This window comes from Gordonia sp. NPDC003950, assembly GCF_053605205.1.
Map to the genome: position 1 here is coordinate 74,210 of NZ_JBSGIT010000009.1, position 12,530 is coordinate 86,739.

At 68.0% G+C, this 12,530-nt stretch carries 12 protein-coding genes; 6 read left to right on the forward strand and 6 right to left on the reverse strand.

Translation table 11 applies throughout. From position 1 onward, the window contains the following. Positions 1 to 252 precede the first annotated feature (252 nt). Both ACWETB_RS09945 and ACWETB_RS09950 read left to right on the forward strand, forming a co-directional pair. A complete protein-coding gene (locus ACWETB_RS09945; protein WP_449743662.1) occupies positions 253 to 1,596 on the forward strand; it encodes a PspC domain-containing protein in 1,344 nt (447 codons plus the stop codon). Then, the gene (locus ACWETB_RS09950; protein ID WP_452210883.1) at positions 1,593 to 1,865 is read left to right on the forward strand and encodes a hypothetical protein; all 273 of its coding nucleotides are present in this window, start codon (positions 1,593 to 1,595) and stop codon (positions 1,863 to 1,865) included. The genes ACWETB_RS09945 and ACWETB_RS09950 overlap by 4 nt, the downstream gene beginning before the upstream one ends. Before the next feature lie 29 nt (positions 1,866 to 1,894). Here the strand turns inward: ACWETB_RS09950 and guaA are convergent, their stop codons facing one another. Continuing rightward, positions 1,895 to 3,484 (reverse strand): glutamine-hydrolyzing GMP synthase, encoded by a 1,590-nt coding sequence (gene guaA, locus ACWETB_RS09955; protein ID WP_449743660.1) that lies wholly within the window; start codon positions 3,482 to 3,484, stop codon positions 1,895 to 1,897. A 100-nt stretch (positions 3,485 to 3,584) separates the two neighbouring features. Between guaA and ACWETB_RS09960 the strand changes: the two genes are divergently transcribed. Genes ACWETB_RS09960 through ACWETB_RS09970 form a run of 3 tightly spaced genes read left to right on the forward strand, consistent with a single transcriptional unit; the run spans position 3,585 to position 5,509 of the window. Next, on the forward strand, positions 3,585 to 4,199 hold the full coding sequence (locus tag ACWETB_RS09960; RefSeq protein WP_449743659.1) for a biotin transporter BioY: 615 nt from the start codon (positions 3,585 to 3,587) through the stop codon (positions 4,197 to 4,199). A 36-nt stretch (positions 4,200 to 4,235) separates the two neighbouring features. Further along, entirely contained in the window at positions 4,236 to 4,910 is a 675-nt protein-coding gene (locus tag ACWETB_RS09965; protein ID WP_449743658.1) for an energy-coupling factor ABC transporter ATP-binding protein, read from the forward strand. After that, on the forward strand, positions 4,907 to 5,509 hold the full coding sequence (locus tag ACWETB_RS09970; protein WP_449743657.1) for an energy-coupling factor transporter transmembrane component T family protein: 603 nt from the start codon (positions 4,907 to 4,909) through the stop codon (positions 5,507 to 5,509). Before ACWETB_RS09965 ends, ACWETB_RS09970 begins: the two co-directional genes overlap by 4 nt. A 195-nt stretch (positions 5,510 to 5,704) precedes the next feature. Here ACWETB_RS09970 and ACWETB_RS09975 read toward each other — a convergent pair whose 3' ends face one another. The 3 genes from ACWETB_RS09975 to guaB form a co-directional block, all read right to left on the reverse strand. Beyond that, positions 5,705 to 7,456, reverse strand: coding sequence for a GMC family oxidoreductase N-terminal domain-containing protein (locus ACWETB_RS09975; protein WP_452210886.1), 1,752 nt, complete (start codon positions 7,454 to 7,456; stop codon positions 5,705 to 5,707). Between the two features lie 64 nt (positions 7,457 to 7,520). Then, positions 7,521 to 8,663, reverse strand: a complete 1,143-nt coding sequence (locus tag ACWETB_RS09980; protein WP_452210888.1) for a GuaB3 family IMP dehydrogenase-related protein — start codon at positions 8,661 to 8,663, stop codon at positions 7,521 to 7,523. Positions 8,664 to 8,768: 105 nt separating this feature from the next. Beyond that, positions 8,769 to 10,280, reverse strand: coding sequence for an IMP dehydrogenase (gene guaB, locus ACWETB_RS09985; protein WP_449743654.1), 1,512 nt, complete (start codon positions 10,278 to 10,280; stop codon positions 8,769 to 8,771). Between the two features lie 132 nt (positions 10,281 to 10,412). Between guaB and ACWETB_RS09990 the strand changes: the two genes are divergently transcribed. Then, the gene (locus ACWETB_RS09990; RefSeq protein ID WP_449743653.1) at positions 10,413 to 10,802 is read left to right on the forward strand and encodes a DUF5319 domain-containing protein; all 390 of its coding nucleotides are present in this window, start codon (positions 10,413 to 10,415) and stop codon (positions 10,800 to 10,802) included. A 134-nt stretch (positions 10,803 to 10,936) separates the two neighbouring features. On the opposite strand, the gene ACWETB_RS09995 is transcribed toward ACWETB_RS09990, so the two are convergent. Next, on the reverse strand, positions 10,937 to 11,842 hold the full coding sequence (locus tag ACWETB_RS09995; protein WP_449743652.1) for an anti-sigma-D factor RsdA: 906 nt from the start codon (positions 11,840 to 11,842) through the stop codon (positions 10,937 to 10,939). Next, positions 11,814 to 12,404, reverse strand: coding sequence for a sigma-70 family RNA polymerase sigma factor (locus ACWETB_RS10000; protein ID WP_348802654.1), 591 nt, complete (start codon positions 12,402 to 12,404; stop codon positions 11,814 to 11,816). The genes ACWETB_RS09995 and ACWETB_RS10000 overlap by 29 nt, the downstream gene beginning before the upstream one ends. Positions 12,405 to 12,530 lie beyond the last annotated feature (126 nt).

A 12,530-nucleotide genomic window follows, 5' to 3' on the forward strand; every position in this document is an offset into this window, starting at 1 on the left:
CCCTTAGGGCGTGTCTCCCATTGCTTCTGCGTGGGGTTGGCGGAATCGATGTGTTCCCGCGCAAGGCGGAGGAGGCCTCGTACTGAGGTGCGAGGTACGAGCCTCTAAGGGGAGCAATAGCGGAGCCATTGTGGCCAACGACAACGCAGCCGGGGGCAATGGCGACATGCCGTAGACCCTGGTGAATCCCGGGTGGATCTCAGGGTCGGTCCCCGATGCGGCCGCACCGGTGCGGCGACGAGGATGGCTGTCATGGATACCGCACAGTTTCGGACCCAGGTCTCGCGGTTGTGGGACACCCGGCCCGTCCGGCCCGCCGCACCCCGCACGGTCGCCGGCGTCTGCATCGGGATCGGCAACCGCTACCGGGTCGACCCGACGTTGGTGAAGGTCGCCTTCGTCGTCGCGACCGTCTTCGGTGGCAGTGGACTGATCCTCTACATCGCCGCGTGGATCGCCTTTCCCTCGAGCACCGCGGCCCCGGCACCGGGCGGCGACCCGGCGGGCAACAGGCGGGGCGGCCACGGTAATCCGTCGATGATCCTGCTGGTCGTCGTGGTCGTGATCATCGCCACCTCGATCGGGTCATCGGGTCCGTGGGGATCGGGGGGTCTGCTCGGCGGAATCCTGATGCTCGTCGGCTGGTGGCTGCTCTACCTGCGCACCCCCGAGCCGCTGCCGGAGACCGCCGTCTCGACGCTGCGCGGGCCGTCGACGCCCCAGCGATTCGAGCGCTGGACGCCGCGCGCGGTGCGGGTGGCCGCAGGCATCGACGCGGGCAGCCCGCCGCCGCGGACCGAATCCACTGCAGCCGCAGTCGATCTGACCAAGGTCCACCCCGACGACACCGCCACGATTCCGGCATCCGCCTCGGCCGCCGACTTCGCTGATCGCACCCCGCCGGCGTGGGACCCGTTGGGCGCTGCACGATTCGCCTGGGATCTGCCCGAACCGTCGGCGTCGGCCCCGCCCCCGGCGCCGACGCCGACGCGACGCTCACCCATGGCGCTCATCGTGATCGGCATCGCGGTCCTCGTCGCCGCCGCAGGGGCGGCCGCCCATCAGGCCGGCGCCGACTGGTTCACCGTGCCGCATATGCTCTCGCTGGTCCTGGCCGTCGTCGGTGCCGGGGCGCTCGTGATGGGCTTGCGTCGTCATCGGCCGGGTTCACATCCCGGTGCCCTGGTGCCGCTGGCCATCGGACTCGGTGTGGCCGTGGTGTTCTCGACGGTGCTGACCACCTGGGGACCCGATGACCGCCACTGGGGAATGCCGACCGGTGGGGTCGGCGAACGGCACTGGACACCGCCGAGCGAGAACGACATCCGGGACACCTACTCGCTGGGGATGGGCAAGATGACGCTCGATCTGCGTGGCATCGATCTGACCACCGACCGCCGGGTGGAACTGCGCAACGGGGTCGGCGAGGTCAACGTCGAGGTCCCCGAAGGGATGAATATCCGGGCCACTTGCTCCACCGGTGTCGGTGACTACACCTGCCCGGAGGGACTCGACGGCGGTGACGACGGCACCGATGGGCCGGTATTGACCATCGATGCACACACCAACGTGGGAAATGTGGAGATCCGACGATGAGCACAGCGAGCGGGCCGGCACCCGACAACGACGCCCTCGGCAACCACACCTCCGGCGACGACGTCCCCGGCACCGCCGAAGACCGATCACGCCGCGCGCCCGGCGTCGCCCTGATCGGCGTCGCCGCACTCGCGGTGGCCGGATGGGGTCTGGCCGACGGTCCGACCCTGCCCGATCCGGCCACGCTCGGCTGGCTCGTGGTCGGCGTCGGCGTGGTGATCGGTGCCCTCCTTATTCTCAGCGGTACGCGCTCATCCCGGCGAAGCTGAGAACCGGCGCGGAGGCGCCGAGGGAACCGTCACTCCCACTCGATGGTGCCCGGCGGCTTGCTCGTCACGTCGAGGACCACACGGTTGACGTCGGGCACCTCGTTGGTGATACGGGTGGAGATCACCTCGAGCACCTCATACGGCACCCGCGTCCAGTCGGCGGTCATCGCGTCCTCGCTCGACACCGGCCGCAGCACGATCGGGTGACCGTAGGTCCGCCCGTCACCCTGCACCCCGACGCTGCGGACGTCGGCGAGCAGCACCACCGGACACTGCCAGATCTGTCCGTCCAGTCCTGCCGCGGTCAGTTCCTCGCGGGCGATCAGATCGGCCTTGCGGAGCATCTCCAGCCGGTCGGCGGTCACTTCGCCGACGATGCGGATCGCCAGACCCGGCCCCGGGAAGGGCTGCCGGCCGACGATCTCCTCCGGCAGGCCCAACTCGCGTCCGACGGCGCGGACCTCGTCTTTGAACAGCAGCCGCAGCGGCTCGACCAGGGAGAACTCCAGGTCTTCGGGGAGCCCACCGACGTTGTGATGGCTCTTGATGTTGGCGGTGCCACTGCCACCGCCCGATTCGACGACGTCCGGGTACAGGGTGCCCTGCACCAGGAAGTCGACCTTCTGTCCGTCCTCGGCGTGATCGCCGAGCACGTCGGTCACCGCACCCTCGAAGGACCGGATGAACTCGCGGCCGATGATCTTGCGCTTGGTCTCGGGATCACTCACCCCGGCCAGCTCCGACAGGAAGGTGTCGGCGGCGTCGACGGTGACCAGTTTGGCGCCGGTCGCCCCGACGAAGTCGTGTTGCACCTGCTCACGTTCACCCGCCCGCAGCAGCCCATGGTCGACGAACACGCAGGTCAGCCGATCGCCGATGGCCCGCTGCACCAGCGCGGCGGCCACCGCGGAGTCGACGCCACCGGACAGACCGCAGATCGCCAGTCCGTCGCCGATCTGATCGGACACCTGGTCGATGAGGGCGTCGGCGATGTTCGCCGGCGTCCAGGTGGCCTCGAGCCCGGCGATCTCGTAGAGGAAACGGGTGAGCACCTGCTGGCCGTGCGGGGTGTGCAGCACCTCGGGGTGGTACTGAACCCCGGCCATCCGGCGTTCGACATTCTCGAAGGCGGCCACCGGTGCGCCCGGCGTCGACCCGGTGACGTCGAACCCTTCGGGCGCGGTCTGCACGGCATCGTTGTGGCTCATCCACACCGGCGCGGTGTCGGTGAGTCCCTGATGCAACACTCCGCCGTCGCCGTCGAGGGTCAAGGTCGTGCGCCCGAATTCGCGTCCGCCCGTATTTGCGACCACACCCCCGAGTGCGGCGGCCATCGACTGGAAGCCGTAGCAGATGCCGAACACCGGAACACCGAGGTCCAGGATGGCCGGATCGATGGACGGCGCATCCTCGGCGTACACCGACGACGGCCCGCCGGAGAGCACCAGCGCCACCGGATTCTTGGCCGTGAACTCCTCCAGCGGCGCGTCGTGGCTGATCACCTCGGAGTAGATGCGGGCCTCACGGACACGGCGGGCGATGAGCTGGGCGTACTGGGCCCCGAAGTCGACGACGAGGACCGGGCGCGGGCCGTCGATGAATCCTTCAGAATCGGTCACGAGGCGAGTCTAGTGGCTTCCCCCCTGGCCGTCGGCCGAGCCCGTCGGCCGCCCTCGGGTTCCGGACGCACGAGTCGGGGTGGAATACTCGATGTCCGCGATGACTACTTCAGATACTCGTGATACCCCCTGGTCACTGACCATCTCCGACATCACCCAGGCGGCGGTGTTCGCCGCACTCATCGCGGCGCTCGGTCTGCCGGGGACGATCAACATCGGGACCAGCGGTGTGCCCATCACCTTCCAGACGCTCGGGGTGATGCTCGCCGGTGCTGTGCTGGGCCCCAAGAAGGGCACCCTCGCGGTGGTCATCTTCATGGCGCTGGCCATCGCGGGCCTGCCCATCCTCTCCGGCGGCCGCAGTGGTCTCACCGCCCTGGCCTCGCCCACGGCCGGCTACTTCGTCGGGTTCCTGCCCGCCGTCATCGTCATCGGCCTTCTCACTGCGCTGATGATGCCCCGGTACCGGTTCTGGTGGGGCATCATCATCAACCTGCTCGGTGGCACGGTCGTGCTCTACGCGTTCGGCGTCGCGGGTCTGCTGATCCGCACCGACCTCACCCTGTGGGCCGCGATCACCACGAACGGGACCTTCCTGATCGGCGATCTCATCAAGGCCGTCGTCGCCGCCCTGGTGGCATCTCAGGTGCACCGCGGATGGCCGGGACTGATCACCCCGCTGCGCCGGTCGGCTCGCCGTGCGACCGCGAACTGACGCACAGCGCGATGGAGGCGTCGTGATCGAGGCGGCATGATCGAGTTCGAGGGCGTCTCACACACGTACGGCGACCGCACCGTGCTGCGCGACATCTCGCTGCGCCTCACCGAACACCGGATCGGCATCGTGGGTGCCAATGGCAGCGGCAAATCCACCCTGGCCCGGATGATCAACGCGCTGGTGATCCCCGACCGGGGCAGCGTCACGGTCAACGGTCTGCCCACTGCGAAGAACAAACGCCGCATCCGGCGCGAGGTCGGGTTCGTCTTCTCCGATCCCGACCGGCAGATCATCATGCCCACGGTGCGTGAGGACATCGAGTTGTCGCTGACCCGTACCGAACTGTCCAAGGCCGAACGCGCCGAACGCACGATGGCGGTTCTGGAACGCTTCGACCTCGCCGACCACGCCGATCACCCCGCGGGTCGACTGTCCGGCGGGCAGAAACAACTCCTCGCACTGGCATCGATCTTCGTCACCGAGCCGAGCATCATCGTCGCCGACGAACCGACGACGCTGCTCGATCTGCGCAACAGCGCGATGATGCGGCGGGTCTTCGCCGCACTCGACGAACAGCTCATCGTGGTCAGCCACGATCTCGACCTGGTCGCCGACGTCGACCGGATCCTCGTCGTCGACGACGGGCGGATCGCCGTCGACGACGGCCCCGGCCCCGCCTTGGCGGCCTACCGGAAGATGATGGCGTGAATCCGCTGGGCATCTACCAGCCCGGCCACAGCGCGCTCCATCGCCTGCCCCCCGGAATCAAACTCCTCGGCCTGGCCGTCGCCATCGTGGCGATCACCGTGGGCGTGCGGTCGGCGGCCTCGCTCGGCATCGTCGCCGGTGGCGTGGTGGTGCTCTACGCCCTCGCCGGGATCGGCCCGGTCACCGCGTGGCGGCAGTTCCGACCCCTGCTGTGGATCCTGGTGTTCATCTTCGTCTTCCAGGTGATCTTCACCGACTGGCACCGAGCGGTCCTGGTGTGCGGGGTGCTCGCCCTGTCGGTGATGCTCGCGGCCGCGGTCACCCTGACCACGCGCACCACCGACATGCTCGAGTCGATGACTCGGGCGTTGAACCCGTTGCGCCGATTCGGGGTTCGCACCGATCTCATCGCCATCGCACTGGCCCTGACCATCCGCGCGATCCCGCTGATCGTCGAGATCGCCACTCAGGTCGACGAGGCCCGACGGGCCCGCGGGTTGCGGCCCGGCCCACGAATCCTGGTGGCGCCCATCGTGCTCGGCGCACTGCGCACCGCCGACGGTTTCGCCGAGAGCCTCAGCGCGCGCGGACTGGACTGAACACCTCATCGTGGATGCGCTCGAGCGAGGCCGCATCGACCTCCGTCGAGATGCCGGCTCGCACCCCGCCATCCGTCATGGATGAGGACACCGAGCCTCACCGGGTACTTGCCCCTTCATCAACTCCGCCCCGCAGCAGGCAGCGCGACACGCCCGGACTCATCTCGAGGCGCTCGCGTGCCAGTACTCGTGAGGTCAGGAGGCGTCGACGTGGTACACCGGCGTGAGCGGCAACCGCAGTGCCCCGGGCGCGTCGGCGGGAACCACCGGATGCGCCGGTGCCACGGCACCGATCCGCCGGTAGCCGCCGCTCTGCTCGGGCCGCTGATCGTCCTGTCCCTTGTTGGGCCACAACGCGATCGCCCGCTCGGCCTGCGCGCAGATCGACAGTGACGGATTCACCCCGAGATTCGCCGAGATGGCCGCACCGTCGGTGATGTGCAGGGTGGGATAGTTCCACACCCGGTGATACGCATCGATCACGCCGGTGGCGGGATCATCGGAGATCGCGCAGCCACCGAGGTAGTGCGCGGTGAGCGGCATGTTGACGATGTCACCCCAGGTGCCGCCGGCGATCCCGCCGGGGAGTTTGTCGGCGATACGACGAGTTGCCTCGTTGCCCTGGGGAATCCACGTGGGGTTGGGTTCACCGTGGCCCTGCTTGCTGGTGATGTAGCGCAGCGGCCCGCGGCGTCGGACGAAGGTGGTCAGCGAGTTGTTGTTGTTCTGCATCACCAGCGCGATCACGGTGCGCTGGCTCCACTTCCGGACATACAGCAGGCGCACCATCATGAACGGGTTGGTGATCACCTGACGCAGGAACTGGCCGAACCGATTCAGCGGACTGCCGCCGTCGGTCAGCGCGGTCTGCAGGTAGGCGATCGCATTGGACCCCTTGCCGTAGCGCACCGGCTCGATGTGCGTGTTGGCCTCGGGATGAAATGACGACGTGATCGCCACACCCTGCGAATAATCATGTGCCGGATCATATTTCGCGGCCATCGCACCGAGAATCGACTCCGAGTTGGTGCGGGTCAGCCGACCCATCGCGTCCGAGATCTTCGGTAGCGTCGAACGTTTCGCATGATGCATCAGGCGCTGGGTGTTGAAGGTTCCGGCGGCGACGATCACCTGATCGGCGGTGAAGGTGCGTCGTCGCGCACCCACCGGTCCCCAGGACGACGACCCGTGCGTACCGACCCGCCAGGTGCCGTCCGCGTCCTGGCTGATCGCGTCGACGGTGGTGCGGTCGATGATCTGCGCACCGGCGCGTTCGGCGAGGCCGAGGTAGTTCTTCATCAGGGTGTTCTTGGCGCCCACCCGGCAACCGGTCATGCACGCCCCGCATTCGGTGCACGCCGTGCGCTCGGGTCCGGCGCCGCCGAAGTACGGGTCGGGCACCGTCTGTCCGGGCTCGCCGGCCAGACCGGTTTTGGCACCGAAGAACACCCCGACCGGTGTCGCGGTGAAGGTGTCGCCGACTCCCATCTCGTCGGCGACCTCCTTGATCACCCGATCCGACTCGGTGAACGTCGGATTGGTGACCACTCCGAGCATGCGGCGCGCCTGCTCGTAGTAGGGAGTGAGTTCGTCCTCCCAGTCGGTGATGTGGTTCCACTGCGGATCGGTGAAGAACGGTGTGGGTGGCTTGTACAGCGTGTTGGCGTAGTTCAGCGAACCGCCGCCGACCCCGGCGCCGGCCATGATCATCACGTCCTTGAGGGCGTGGATGCGTTGGATGCCGTAGAGCCCCAATTTCGGCGCCCACAGCCACTTGTTGAGGCGCCAGCTGGTCTTGGCGAAGTCCGCGTCCTCGAAGCGCCGGCCGGCCTCGATCACACCGACGCGGTACCCCTTCTCCACCAGACGCAGCGCGCTGACGCTGCCGCCGAAGCCGGATCCGATGATGAGCACGTCGAACTGGGTCGATCCATGGTGGGCTGCCATGAAAACATACTAATACCCGTTGTCACATCGGGTGGTCCGGGTCTCGTTCCCGCCGTGACACCGGTCAGCGATGGACGGTCAGACCGACCCGCTGGAACTCCTTGAGGTCGGAGTACCCGGCCTTGGCCATCGAACGACGCAGAGCACCAACGAGATTCAGCTCACCGTACGGGTCGTCGGAAGGACCGGTGAGCACCTTCTCCAAACTCGGCCGATCCTCCGGGGTGGACACCTGCAGCATCGTCCCACGCGGCGTATCCGGATGGGCTGCGGCCGACGGCCAGTACCACCCGCCACCGGGTGCCTCGGCGGCCGCGGCCAGCGGCGTGCCGAGCACGGCCGCGTCGGCACCACAGGCGATCGCCTTCGCCAGATCACCGGAGGTGTGGATGTCACCGTCGGCGATCACGTGCACATAGCGGCCACCGGTCTCGTCGAGGTAGTCACGACGCGCCGCGGCGGCATCGGCGATCGCGGTCGCCATCGGCACCCCGATGCCCAGGACCTCACCGGTGGTGGTGGCACCGGCCGTGGACCCGTATCCGACGATCACACCGGCCGCGCCGGTGCGCATGAGATGCAGCGCGGTGCGGTGATCGTGGACGCCACCGGCGATCACCGGGATGTCGAGGTCGGCGATGAAGGTCTTGAGGTTGAGCGGATGCTCCGCGCCCTGCACGACGTGTTCGGCGGAGATGATCGTGCCGTGCACCACCAGGATCTCCACACCCGCGGCCAGCAGCGCCGGGGTCAGTTCGGGTGCGTGTTGCGGACTGACCCGCACCGCCGTGGTCACTCCGGCGTCGCGCACGGTGGCGACCGCCTCGGCCAGCAGGTCGGTGTCGAGTGGAGCAGAATGCAGCTCCTGCAGGCGCCGGACGGCCGCCTGCGGATCCGGATCGGTGGACGCCAGCTCGATCAGCTCGGCGATCTTGTCCTCGACATCACGATGCCGGGCCCAGAGCCCCTCGCCGTTGATCACGCCGAGCGCGCCGAGACGCCCGAGCTCGACGGCGACGGCCGGCGACACCAGCGCATCGGTCGGATGGCTCAGGATGGGCGCATCGAACCGGTAGGCGTCGATCTGCCATGCGGTCGACACGTCCTTGGACGAGCGGGTCCGTCGCGACGGCACGATGCTGATGTCGTCGAGTTCGAACGTCTGCCGGGCCGTGCGACCCATGCCGAGGTCCACGAGGTCATGCACCGAGAGCGCCTTTCTGGTTCTGCGCACACCGAGGTCGTCGGTGTGGCGAGATCACGATTCGCCGACGGCGGGAGCCGCCGGCGTGGAGAGCCACCGGCGAGGCCGTCAGCGTGAATAGTAGTTGGGCGCCTCGGCGGTCAGGGTGATGTCGTGCGGATGCGACTCCTTGAGCCCGGCCGCGGTGATCTGGACGAAGCGCGCGTGCTGCAGCTCCGGGATCGTCGACGCCCCCGTGTAGCCCATCGCCGCACGCAACCCACCGACGAGCTGGTGGATCACCTGACTCAGCGGACCACGGAAGGGCACCCGGCCCTCGATCCCCTCCGGCACCAGCTTCTCCTCCTTGAGGACATCGTCCTGGAAGTAACGGTCCTTGGAGTACGACTTGGCCTGTCCGCGGCCCTGCATCGCGCCGAGCGAGCCCATGCCGCGGTAACTCTTGAACTGCTTGCCGTTCACCAGGATCAGATCACCCGGGGCCTCGGCGGTACCGGCCAACAGCGAGCCGAGCATCGCCGTGGACGCCCCCGCCGCCAGCGCCTTGGCGATGTCACCGGAGTACTGCAGCCCGCCGTCGGCGATCACCGGCACACCGGCGGCCTGACAGACCGTGACCGCCTCGAGGATCGCGGTGATCTGGGGCGCGCCGACCCCGGCGACCACTCGCGTGGTGCAGATCGAGCCGGGCCCGACACCCACCTTGACGGCGTCGGCTCCGGCGTCCACGAGGGCCTGCGCAGCCTCCCGGGTGGCGACGTTGCCGCCGACGATCTCCACGCGGTCGCCGATCTCGGCCTTGAGCTTGGAGACCATGTCCAACACGAGTCGATTGTGGGCGTGCGCGGTGTCAACGATGATCACGTCGGCGCCCACGTCGGCCAGTGCCATCGCGCGGTCCCACTGTGAATCGCCGGTGCCGACCGCGGCGCCGACGAGCAGTCGTCCGTCGGAATCCTTGGTGGCGAACGGATGCTGTTCGGTCTTGACGAAGTCCTTGACGGTGATCAGACCGGTCAGACGTCCGTTGCCGTCGACGATGGGCAGTTTCTCGACCTTGTTGCGCCGCAACAGGCCCAGCGCGGCTTCGGCGGACACTCCCTCCTGCGCGGTGATCAGCGGCGCCTTGGTCATCACCTCCGACACGGCGCGGTCCTGGTCGACCTCGAAACGCATGTCACGGTTGGTGATGATGCCGACGAGTTCACCGGTGCCGTCGACGACGGGCAGACCCGAGATGCGGTAGCGCGCACACATCGCGTCGACCTCGGCGAGGGTGTTGGTCGGCGAACAGGTCACCGGGTCGGTCACCATGCCGGCCTCGGAACGCTTCACGGTTTCGACCTGCGAGGCCTGATCCTCGATGGACAGATTGCGGTGCAGGACACCCATGCCACCGGAGCGGGCCATCGCGATGGCCATCCGGGCCTCGGTGACGGTGTCCATCGCCGAACTCACCAGCGGGACCCGCAACGAGATCTTCTTGGTCAGTTGCGACGAGGTGTCGGCCTCGCTCGGGATCACATCCGATGCCGAGGGCAGCAACAGGACGTCGTCGAAGGTCAGGCCGAGCATCGCGACCTTCCCGGGATCGTCTCCACCGGTGCGCACGTGTGTCATCGGTCCATGGTATCGGGCGTTTCTGGGGAAACCGAATACGGCGATCTGGGTCACGTCGACCGCACCGGATCGGGTCGTCGATCTGTGGAACCGATGCGGCGCAGGTCACGCGACATCGGCTACGGTGGTGGGGTGCGTGACCACCTTCCACCGGGCCTACCACCGGACCCGTTCGCCGATGATCCCAGCGATCCGGCGTCGGCATTGGACTCCGTCGAACCGGGCATCCCCCTCGACGAGAACGAGCGGCTGGCCGTCGAGGAGGATCTGGCCGATCTCGCCGTCTACGAGGCCCTGCTGGCCCACCGCGGGGTCCGTGGTCTCGTGGTGGTCTGCGAGGACTGCCACGAGGATCACTATCACGACTGGGATATGTTGCGCGCCAACCTCTTACAACTGCTGATCGACGGCACCGTGCGCCCGCACGAGCCGGCCGTCGACCCGCGTCCGGACGATTACGTCACCTGGGATTACTGCCGCGGCTACGCCGACGCCCACGGGCACCTCGGCAGCGAACGCTGAACGGCTGAGCGCTCCGCCCGCCCCTGCGCAGATCGCGGATCGGGCGCAGATCGGATCGGGCACTTGGAGCGGCCGGTTCTCACACAAGCGCGGGGCCAGATCAGCGCCGAACTCAGATCAGCGCCGAACTCGGATCAGCTCGGCCTCAGGACCGTCGACGCCGCGGCCGTGCTGCTCGGTACGCCTCCACTGGTCGGCACCGGGACCTCCCCCGACGTGGGCACCTGACTGGTCCGCGGCACACTGGGAACGGTGGTCTGATTCGTCGGTTCCGATGTATCCGGCGTGGTCGCGTCCGTGTCATCGGTGGGCGGTGTCGGCTCCACCGACGCCGAGCCGCTGCGCGTGGTCGACGTCGACGGACGGCTCGACTCGTCGGAGCGCAATCGATTGATCCACTGGGTCATCTGTTCACGAGTACCCGAATCCGATACCGGCCCCATCTTGCTCTGGGCACGTTCGATCAGCTGCTGCGCCTGCGTGGTGTCGCCGGCCGCGAGCGCCGCCTCGGCCTGCTCGAGATCCGAGCGCACGTCGTAGGCGGCCTGGGTCTCCGACGCCGCCTGTGCGAAGACCACCTTCTTCACACCCCAGAGCGGATCCCCGGGCTGGGCGCCTTCACTGACGACGGTCAGGCCGGCAGCCGCCACCACCGCGATCGCGGCCGCCCCGGCGACGATCCGCAGCGAACGGACCACCCCGGCGGCGCGGCGGGTGGGCATCTCGGCGGCCATCGCGCGTTCGACCTCGTCGAGGGCCGGTAGCGGCGGTTCGGCTGCGCCGATGACGTCATGCCGCCACCCCGACAACAGGACCGCGAGTTCATACTCGGCCGGATCCCTGGTCGGAGTGGACAGGTCGCGCGAGAGCGCATCGAGAAATGCGTCATCGACATGCACCTCTCGCACATCGATGGAATCGTCGGGGGCGCCCGATGGCACATATCCCCGCCGCTGCCCGGCTCCGGACGCGTCCCCCGACGGCCGACGATCCGGCAGCGGGCGACGCCGATCACGCTCGTCGTTCATCACGTCGTCCACCTGCCTTCCTCAGCTCGTCTTTCAATTTCGCCAGCGCTCGATGTTGGGCCACCCGGACCGCGCCCGGTGTACTCCCGACGGCGTCGGCGGTCTCCTCCGCCGACATCCCGACGACCAGCCGCAGCACCAGGATCTCCCGCTGCTTGTCCGGTAGCACCGACATCAGCTGCCTCATCTGCCGACTCGCATCGGATTCGAGTGCCGCCTGCTCGGGGCCACCGAGGACGGTGGTCACATCGGGCACCTCGTCGACCGGGTCGGCCTTGACCCGCCCGGCGACCCGCATCGCGTCGGCCACCTTGTGCGAAGCGATCCCATAAACGAAGGCCATGAACGGTTTGCCCTGATCCTGATACCTGGGCAAGGCCGTCATCACCGCCATCAACGCCTCCTGAGCAATGTCGTCGGCGGAGAACAGATGTCGTTCTCCGACCCCGATTCGCCCTCGGCAGTAGCGCAGGATCGGCTCATGCACACTTTCGAGAACTGACGTGAGCGCTGCGCGGTCGCCCTGCCTTGCGGCGTGGACGGCGGCGTCCAACTCATCACCTGTCAGCTTCATCGTCAGTACTGATCCCCGCGTTACACGTTGCGTGACTGGTCTCACCAGCCCTTATCGGCCATTTCCCGCCCGGCGAAGCGCGGCGACGAAGGCCATCGCGTCGGCGACCAGGCGGCGTGGCCGGGC

What these genes read in the sequence shown, in the direction of transcription:
- ACWETB_RS09945 (WP_449743662.1), top strand. Translation starts at nt 253, where the DNA reads ATGGATACCGCACAGTTTCGGACCCAGGTCTCGCGGTTGTGGGACACC.
- ACWETB_RS09950 (WP_452210883.1), top strand. Translation starts at nt 1,593, where the DNA reads ATGAGCACAGCGAGCGGGCCGGCACCCGACAACGACGCCCTCGGCAAC.
- ACWETB_RS09960 (WP_449743659.1), top strand. Translation starts at nt 3,585, where the DNA reads ATGACTACTTCAGATACTCGTGATACCCCCTGGTCACTGACCATCTCC.
- ACWETB_RS09965 (WP_449743658.1), top strand. Translation starts at nt 4,236, where the DNA reads ATGATCGAGTTCGAGGGCGTCTCACACACGTACGGCGACCGCACCGTG.
- ACWETB_RS09975 (WP_452210886.1), bottom strand. Translation starts at nt 7,456, where the DNA reads ATGGCAGCCCACCATGGATCGACCCAGTTCGACGTGCTCATCATCGGA.
- guaB (WP_449743654.1), bottom strand. Translation starts at nt 10,280, where the DNA reads ATGACACACGTGCGCACCGGTGGAGACGATCCCGGGAAGGTCGCGATG.
- ACWETB_RS10000 (WP_348802654.1), bottom strand. Translation starts at nt 12,404, where the DNA reads ATGAAGCTGACAGGTGATGAGTTGGACGCCGCCGTCCACGCCGCAAGG.